This is a genomic window from Nonomuraea rhizosphaerae, from assembly GCF_019396405.1.
Lineage (GTDB): Bacteria > Actinomycetota > Actinomycetes > Streptosporangiales > Streptosporangiaceae > Nonomuraea > Nonomuraea rhizosphaerae.
Genome location: NZ_JAHKRL010000172.1, coordinates 1 through 6,374, shown reverse-complemented (window position 1 = coordinate 6,374; position 6,374 = coordinate 1). Strand labels below are relative to the sequence as shown.

Annotated in this window: 5 protein-coding genes; 2 read left to right on the top strand and 3 right to left on the bottom strand. The window is 72.9% G+C overall.

The window, feature by feature from the left end:
• From KME77_RS08580 to KME77_RS08570, 3 genes are all read right to left on the bottom strand, one after another.
• Positions 1–2,233, bottom strand: a 2,233-nt coding sequence (locus KME77_RS08580; protein WP_308250619.1) for a Tex family protein, incomplete at its 3' end; no start/stop codon positions are given.
• Positions 2,234–2,260: 27 nt separating this feature from the next.
• On the bottom strand, positions 2,261–3,424 hold the full coding sequence (locus tag KME77_RS08575; protein ID WP_219463725.1) for an amidohydrolase: 1,164 nt from the start codon (positions 3,422–3,424) through the stop codon (positions 2,261–2,263).
• 82 nt (positions 3,425–3,506) lie between these two features.
• Positions 3,507–3,941, bottom strand: coding sequence for an RpiB/LacA/LacB family sugar-phosphate isomerase (locus KME77_RS08570; protein WP_246609439.1), 435 nt, complete (start codon positions 3,939–3,941; stop codon positions 3,507–3,509).
• 186 nt (positions 3,942–4,127) lie between these two features.
• On the opposite strand from KME77_RS08570, the gene KME77_RS08565 reads away from it, so the two are divergent.
• On the top strand, positions 4,128–5,213 hold the full coding sequence (locus KME77_RS08565; protein ID WP_246609437.1) for an S-methyl thiohydantoin desulfurase family protein: 1,086 nt from the start codon (positions 4,128–4,130) through the stop codon (positions 5,211–5,213).
• The coding region (locus KME77_RS08560; protein ID WP_219463723.1) for a hydantoinase/oxoprolinase N-terminal domain-containing protein at positions 5,206–6,374 on the top strand (1,169 nt) is incomplete at its 3' end. The genes KME77_RS08565 and KME77_RS08560, both read left to right, overlap by 8 nt.

The following is a 6,374-nucleotide window of genomic DNA, read 5'->3' as shown; positions in this document are numbered from 1 at the left end:
GGCCGCCGCGGCCGGTGTCGCCGCGGGAACCGTCGCGGCCGCCCTGGCGGGAGCCGCGCGACGGGCGGGCGTCGGGGCCGCCGGAGGCGGTGGTCTCGTCCTCCAGGCGCAGGGTGAGGGAGATGCGCTTGCGAGGGATGTCCACGTCGAGGACCTTGACGCGGACGATGTCGCCGGGCTTGGCGACGTCGCGCGGATCTTTCACGTAATTTCGGGACATGGCGGAGACGTGGACCAGGCCGTCCTGGTGCACGCCGACGTCCACGAACGCCCCGAACGCCGCCACGTTCGTCACCACGCCCTCCAGGATCATCCCCGGCTGCAGGTCGGAGATCTTCTCCACGCCCTCCTTGAAGGTCGCGGTCTTGAAGGCGGGGCGGGGGTCGCGGCCGGGCTTCTCCAGCTCACCGAGGATGTCGGTGACGGTGGGCAGGCCGAAGGTGTCGTCGGTGAAGTCTTGCGGCTTGATCGCGCGCAGCGTCGCCGTGTTGCCGATCAGCGACTTGAGGTCGGAGCTGACCGTGTCGAGGATGCGCCGCACGACCGGGTAGGCCTCGGGGTGCACGCTGGAGGCGTCGAGCGGGTCGTCGCCGCCGGGGATGCGCAGGAAGCCCGCGCACTGCTCGAACGCCTTGGGGCCGAGCCGGGCCACGTCCTTCAGCGCCGTACGGGTGCGGAACGGGCCGTTGGAGTCGCGGTGGCGCACGATGCTCTCGGCCAGCGTGGAGCCGATGCCGGACACGCGGGTCAGCAGGGGCGCGGAGGCGGTGTTGACGTCGACGCCCACGGCGTTGACGCAGTCTTCGACCACCGCGTCGAGCGAGCGCGACAGCTTGGTCTCGGCCAGGTCGTGCTGGTATTGGCCGACGCCGATCGACTTGGGGTCGATCTTGACCAGCTCGGCCAGCGGGTCCTGGAGCCGGCGCGCGATGGAGACCGCGCCGCGCAGCGACACGTCGAGCTCGGGCAGCTCGGCGGAGGCGTAGGCGGAGGCCGAGTAGACGGACGCGCCCGCCTCCGACACCACGACCTTGGTCACCGACGGCATGTGCTGGACCAGCTCGCCGGCCAGCTTGTCGGTCTCGCGCGAGGCGGTGCCGTTGCCGATCGCGATCAGCTCGACGCCGTGCTTCTGCGCCAGCGCGCCCAGCACGGCCAGCGACTGGTCCCACTGCCGCTTCGGCTCGTGCGGGTAGATGGTGGCGGTCTCGACGACCTTGCCGGTGGCGTCGACCACGGCGACCTTCACGCCCGTACGCAGGCCCGGGTCGAGGCCCATCGTCGCCCGGGTGCCGGCGGGGGCGGCCAGCAGCAGGTCGCGCAGGTTGGTGGCGAAGACCCGCACCGCCTCGTCCTCGGCCGCCTGCCACAGCCGCATCCGCAGGTCGATGCCGAGGTGGACGAGGATGCGGGTGCGCCAGGCCCACCGCACGGTCTCGTTGAGCCAGCGGTCGGCCGGACGGCCCTGGTCGGAGACGCCGAAGCGGGAGGCGATGCGCATCTCGTACTCGGGGCTGTCGTCGGGCTCCAGCGTGACCGACAGCACCTCCTCCTTCTCGCCCCTGAACATGGCCAGGATGCGGTGGGAGGGCAGCTTCGTGAACGGCTCGCCGAACTCGAAGTAGTCGGAGAACTTCGCCCCCGCCTCCTCCTTGCCCTCGCGGACCTTGGAGGTGAGCCGGCCCCGGCTCCACAGCTGCTCGCGCAGGCCGCCGATGAGGTCGGCGTCCTCGGCGAAGCGCTCGATGAGGATGGCCCTGGCGCCTTCGAGCGCGGCGCCCGCGTCGGCGACGCCCTCGGTGACGAAGCCCTGCGCGGTCGCCTCCGGGTCGAGGCCCGGGTCGGCCAGGAGCTGGTCGGCCAGCGGTTCCAGCCCCAGCTCGCGGGCGATCTGCGCCTTGGTGCGCCGCTTGGGCTTGTACGGGAGGTAGATGTCCTCCAGGCGGGCCTTGGTCTCGGCCGCCATGATCTGGGCGCGCAGCTCGTCGTCGAGCTTGCCCTGAGACTCGATCGACTCCAGGATCGCCGCCCTGCGCTCCTCCAGCTCGCGCAGGTAGCGCAGCCGCTCCTCGAGCGTGCGCAACTGCGCGTCGTCGAGGGCGCCGGTGGCCTCCTTGCGGTAGCGGGCGATGAACGGCACGGTCGCGCCGCCGTCGAGCAGCTCGACCGCCGATCGCACCTGCCCGTCGCGCACGCCTAGCTCTTCCGCGATCCGCTGGTGAATAGAGAGCACTTGCCTGCCTTTCGATGGTCCCGCCGGTCAATTGTGCAGGACGGAGCCGTCTTTCATGACCAGAGTGCGCGCAGGGTGAACGACCACGGCCTCGGCCGCGCCGCCCACCGGCACCACCACGAGGTCGGCCCGGTGGCCGGGATCCAGCCCGTACGCGTCGATGCCGAGCACCCGGGCGCCGCCGTAGGTCGCCGCCTCCAGCGCCAGCTCGATGTCCTCGTCCCTGCGGAACGTGCTGCGGTAGGCCAGGTGCATCGCCCGCTCCAGCATGTCGCCGCTGCCGTACGGCCCCCACAGGTCGCGGATGCCGTCGTGGCCGCACGCGACCGTCACCCCCGCGGCCCTGGCCTTCTTCACCGGCGGGATCGGGTAGCTGTAGACGGCGCCGGTCACCAGCGCCACCCCGGCCTCGGCGAACCCCCGCACCAGACGGTCTTGAGCGGCGGCGTCGAGCTCGCCCAGCGCGTACGCGTGGCTGACCGCCACCCTGCCGCCCAGGCCGAGCGCCTTGGTGCGCTCGGTGATCAGCTCCAGCTCCCAGCCGCCGAGCGAGCCGCCGTCGTGGAGGTGGATGTCGAGGTGCGTGCCGTAGCGCTCGGCCAGCCCGAAGATCAGGTCGAGGTGGCGCACGGGGTCGCGGTCGCCGCCCGCCGGGTCGATGCCGCCGATCGCCTCGACGCCGCTCTTGAGCGCCTCCTCCAGCAGCTCGGCCGTGCCGGGGTTGCTCAGCACGCCGTGCTGCGGGAAGGCTACCTGGCGCACGTCGAGCGGGGAGCCGGCGGCGGCCTCACCGACGGCCTCGACGCCGCGCAGCCCCACCTCGGGGTCGATGTCGGTGTGCGTGCGGACATGGGTGGTGCCGTACGCGCTCATCCGCCCCAGCAGCGCGCTGATCCGCTCGACGCTGGGGACGCCCAGCTCGGCGCGTCTGCCCAGGTCGTTGCCGATGCGGCCGGCGAGGGTGTCGTCGGCCGAGTGGGGGATCCACGGGCCGCCGTAGAGGGTCTTGTCGAGATGGCAGTGAGCCTCGACGAGGCCGGGCAGCACGAGCTGGCCGGCGATGTCGTACGTGGCCGCGGCGGGCGCGTCGATGCCGGGGGCGACCCGGTCGATGCGCCCGTCGCGTACGAGGATGTCGGCTGGCGCCTCGTGACCCCACGGGCGGCCGCCGCGGAGGAGGACGTCGGTCATGCCGAGAACCCTAAATGGTGGCACCGACGATTTCCGCTCCTCGGCGGAGACCGCTATCGCTGACCGGGGGCGGGGACGCGGGTCAGATGGTGTCCAGGTGGGTGATGTTCGCCCGGTCGGCGGCGTCCACGCTCGGCTCGCCGCGCAGCCAGGCGTCCAGGATCTCCTCGAGCACCACTTCGGACGTCAGCCGCAGGCTCAGCGCCAGCACGTTGGCGTCGTTCCACTTGCGGGCGCCGTCGGCCGTGTACGCGTCCACGCACAGGGCGGCCCGCACGCCGGGCACCTTGTTGGCCGCGATCGAGGCCCCGGTGCCGGTCCAGCAGCACACCACGGCCTGGTCGGCACGTCCCTCGCTGACGTCGCGGGCGGCCAGCTCGCAGGCCCAGGCCCAGTCGTCGCGTTCGGCGGCGTTGAGCGCCCCGTGGGTGACGACCTCGTGGCCGCGCGTACGTAGCTCCTCCACGACCCGCTCGGCCACACCGTCGAGGCTGTCGGCCGCCACCGAGATCCGCATCGTCACGCTCGCCTTTCCGGCAGATCGGGTATGGGGACAGGAACATGCCCGCCACCACGAGCATGCCACCACGAAGAACACTAAGAGGAAGAGACGGTGCGGTGCCGCTTTACGCGCGCTGACCGGTCCGTGTAACGGCACTCTGACTGGCGTAATGCGCCCCTATGTGCTTGGTTGTGTCGCCATATGAGTATTGACATCAGTGACATCCCCGCCCTCGCCCGAGGCTGCGCCGTCCTGGGCACCGGAGGTGGCGGGGACGTGCGCACCGGGTCGCTGGCGGCGATCAGGTCGATCCAGGCCCACGGCCCCGTCCCGCTCGTCGAACTGGCGGACCTGCCGGACGACGCGCTGGTCGTGCCGCTGTCCGGCATCGGCGCGCCAACCGTCAGCCACGAGATGATCCACGGCGAGGACGAGCCCCTGCGGATCGCGGAGGAGATCGAGCGGATCTTCGGCCGCCGCCCGTCGGCGATCATGTCGTCGGAGATCGGCGGCGCGAACGGCGTCGCGCCCGTCGCCTGGGCCGCCCAGCTCGGGGTGCCGTTGCTCGACGCGGACGCCATGGGGCGGGCCTTCCCCGAGGTGCAGATGGTGTCGATGTACGTGGCGGGGCTGCCCGCGGACCTCGTCATCATGTCTGACATCGTTGGAAACATCGTGACGATTCGCCCCATCGACGGCCTCTGGTCGGAACGGCTGGCACGCGCCGTCTGCGTGGCGGCGGGCTCGCACGCGCTGATGGCCGACTACGTGCTCACCGCCGCCCGCGCCCGCGGCGCCGTCATCGAGGGGACGGTCACCCGCGCCCTGGCCATCGGCCGCTCCACGGAGGGCGCGGCCGACCCGCTGCGCGCCCTGGCGGAGCGGCTCGGCGCGGCCAGGCTGATCACCGGCAAGCTGACCGACGTCGAACGCCGCACGACCGGCGGCTTCGTCAGGGGCACCGCCACCGTCGAGGGCACGGGCGACGACCGCGGCCGCACGCTGACGCTGGAGCTGCAGAACGAGAACCTCGTCGCCGTCGAGAACGGCCGGCCCCGGGCCATGGTGCCGGACCTGATCACCGTGGTCGACACCGAGACGGCCGTCGCCGTCCAGACCGAGAGCCTGCGGTACGGCCAGCGCGTCACGGTGCTCGCCTGGCCGTGCGACCCGCTCTGGCGCACGCCCAAGGGGCTGGAGACGGCGGGGCCGCGGGCGTTCGGCTACGACCTGGAGTACGTGCCGATCGAGGAGCTGGCCGAGGGGGAGGGGGAGCCGCGTGACTGAGGGCGCGTTGCGGATCGGGATCGACGTCGGCGGCACGAACACGGACGCCGTCGTGCTGGACGCGGCCGACCGGGTGATCGCCAAGGCCAAGCGGCCGACGACGCCGGACGTGACCGAGGGGCTGCGCGCGGCCCTGGACGCCGTCCTGGCCGAGCTGAGCTCGTGGGAACGGGTGGGCAGGGTCATGCTCGGCACCACCCACGCGACCAACGCGATCCTGGAGCGCAGGAACCTCGGCCGGGTGGCCGTCCTGCGGCTCGGGGCGCCCGCCACGACCGCCGTGCCGCCGCTGTCCGACTGGCCGGACGACCTGCGCAAGGTCGTGTCGGCGGGCGAGGCGATCGTCCCGGGCGGCCACTACGTGGACGGGCGGGAGATCAGCCCGCTCGACCCGGACGCGATCCGGCGCTTCCTGGACGGGCTGGGCGCGGGCGGCCCCCACGCGGGGAGCAGCGGCGGGAACGGCGCGAAGGTGGACGCGGTGGCGGTGACCGGCGTGTTCAGCCCGGCCAGCGCCGACCAGGAGCGGGTGGTCGAGGAGCTGATCAGGAGCGAGTACGGCCTGCCGGTGTCGGTCAGCCACGAGATCGGCTCGCTCGGCCTGCTGGAGCGGGAGAACGCGACCGTGCTCAACGCCGCCCTGTACGGGGTGGCCGCCCACGTGGTCGAGGCCCTGGTGACGGCGCTGGCCGAACGGGGGCTGGGCGCCCGCCCGTACCTGGCGCAGAACGACGGCACGCTGATGACGGTGGAGCACGCCGCGCGGCTGCCTGTCTCGACGATCGGCTCGGGGCCGGCGAACTCGCTGCGCGGGGCGGCGTTCCTGTCGGGGGTGGCCGACGCGATCGTGGCGGACGTGGGCGGGACGTCCACGGACCTGGGGGTGCTGGCCGGCGGGTTCCCGAGGGAGTCGGCGGCGGCCGTGGAGATCGGCGGCGTGCTGACGAACTTCCGGATGCCGGACATCCTGGCCATCGCGCTGGGCGGCGGCACCGTGGTGCGCGGGCCGGAGCGGTCGAGGCCGGACCAAGCAGGAGCCCGGGTCGGCCCGGACTCGGTCGGGTACCGGATCGCGGAGGAGGCGCTGGTGTTCGGCGGCTCGACGACGACGCTCACCGACGCCGCCGTGGCCGGCGGGCGCCTCCCCGCGGACGCGGGAGG

Excerpts from the sequence above, each read along its gene's own strand:
- KME77_RS08570 (WP_246609439.1), bottom strand. The coding sequence starts at position 3,941 with ATGCGGATCTCGGTGGCGGCCGACAGCCTCGACGGTGTGGCCGAGCGG.
- KME77_RS08575 (WP_219463725.1), bottom strand. The coding sequence starts at position 3,424 with ATGACCGACGTCCTCCTCCGCGGCGGCCGCCCGTGGGGTCACGAGGCG.
- KME77_RS08565 (WP_246609437.1), top strand. The coding sequence starts at position 4,128 with ATGAGTATTGACATCAGTGACATCCCCGCCCTCGCCCGAGGCTGCGCC.